Source organism: Actinosynnema sp. NPDC023658 (assembly GCF_040639995.1).
Classification (GTDB): domain Bacteria; phylum Actinomycetota; class Actinomycetes; order Mycobacteriales; family Pseudonocardiaceae; genus Actinosynnema.
The window spans coordinates 1-1873 of the sequence record NZ_JBFAAX010001043.1; the positions used below are offsets into that span (position 1 = coordinate 1).

The 1873-nt window shown below is 74.5% G+C and carries 1 protein-coding gene; it reads right to left on the reverse strand.

Annotated elements, in window-relative coordinates; translation table 11 throughout:
• On the reverse strand, positions 1-1873 hold a 1873-nt coding region (locus tag AB0G02_RS37855), incomplete at both ends, for a SulP family inorganic anion transporter (RefSeq protein ID WP_360804620.1).

Consider the following 1873-nt stretch of genomic DNA (forward strand, 5'->3'; position numbering starts at 1 on the left):
GCCGCCGAGATGTCGAAGTACATGCCGACCAGGCGCAGCGACCGCGTTCCCACGGCCTCGCGCACGCTCGGGTACGCCATCAGGTTGTCCAGCTGCTGCGCGACGTTCGCGACGGCCAGCCGGTCGACCACCGGCAGGTCCGACTCGCCCGCGTGGAACCGGATGAGGCTCGGCTCGACCGCCTTCAGCCACCCGTGCAGCTGCGACCCGGGCCTGGTCGAGCCCTGCACGACGGCCTTCATCGCGCCGCAGTCCGAGTGGCCGCACACCGCGATCGTGTCGACCGCCAGCACCTCGACCGCGTACTCGATCGCCGCGCCGACCGAGTCGTCGCCGTCCAGCGGCACCAGGTTGCCGATGTTGCGCACGCAGAACAGGTCGCCCGGACCGCTGGTGGTGATGAGGTTGGGCACCACGCGGGAGTCGGCACACGTGATGAACAGCTGCCGCGGGCGCTGGCCCCGGGCGGCCAGCTCCGCCAGGAACGGGCGGACCAGCGGCGCGGTCGTGCGCTCGAACTCGCGCATGCCGCGGATCATCGGGTCGGCGTCCGCGCGCGGCACGGGCAGGGTGACGGGCCGGTGGCGCTGCCAGTGCGACCACGGCGCGAACCACCTGGGCAGCGGCGACAGCGGTGTCTTGCGCAGCGCGGGGATGCCCCGGGTGGCCTTGCTGAACCAGGTGTCGTGCACCTCGTCCACCTCGACGAAACCGCCCAGGCGCTCGTAGCCGGTGCGCCAGTCCTCGATCGCCTCGTACGCGCCGTGGTCGAGGAAGTCGATGTGCAGTTCCACCACCACGCGCTGCCCGAGCGGGATGGCGCGCAGCCCGCGCACCAGGCGTCCGGCGCCGAAGAACACCAGCGAGCCGCGGATGACCACGCGCCAGCCGTCCGGCTCCTGCTCGATGCGCACCGAGGACCGGGTCAGCCGGTGCAGCGACCGCAGCGCCGCCGCCGCGACCCCCAGCAGCACGCCCTCCACCAGGCCGAGCGCCACGACGCCGAGCAGGGTGACCGCGTAGGCGGAGAACTCGCCGTGCCGCCACAGGGCGCGCATCCGGCGCACGCTCACCAGCCGCACGCCGACCACGAACAGCACGCCGGCCAGCGCGGCGAGCGGGATCAGCTCCAGCACCGAGGCCAGCGCGAGCACGAACAGCGCGATCCACACGCCGTGCAGCACGGTCGACGCACGGGTGCGCGCGCCCGCGACGACGTTCGTCGAGCCGCGGGTGACGCCGCCGGAGACGGGCAGCCCGCCCAGCGCGCCCGCGAGGACGTTGGCCGTGCCCTGGGCGATCAGCTCCCGGTCGAGGTCCGCGCGCGGACCGGTGTGCAGCTTGTCCACCGCGATGGCGGACAGCAGCGACTCCGCGCTGGCCACCACGGCGACGGTGAGCACCGCGGCGGCGATCCCGCCGAAGCCGCCGGTCGGCAGTTGCGGCAGCACGACCTGGCCGAACGGGTCGCCGGGCAGGTCGACCCGGACCACCTCGAACCCGGTCGTGGCCAGCGTCGCCACCAGCACGGCCACCAGCGGCGCGGGCACCACGGAGGCGCGCGGCACGCGGGGCCACAGCAGCAGCGCGGCCACCGCGAGCGCGCCGACGAGCACGGCCGACCACCGCACCTCGGTGGTGACCACCCGGACGAGGTTCTCCGGCACGGACGTGGCCGCGGTGCCGCCGAGCACCACGACGAGCTGGCCCACCGCGATGCTCAGGCCGATGCCGGCCAGCATCCCGTGCACCACGGCGGGCGAGAGGGACAGCGCGAACCGGCCGAGCTTGCCCAGGCCGAACGCGAGCTGCACGCAGCCGGCGGCGAGCGTGATGGCGGCGGTGGCGGCCCAGCCGTACTCGGCGATGAGGC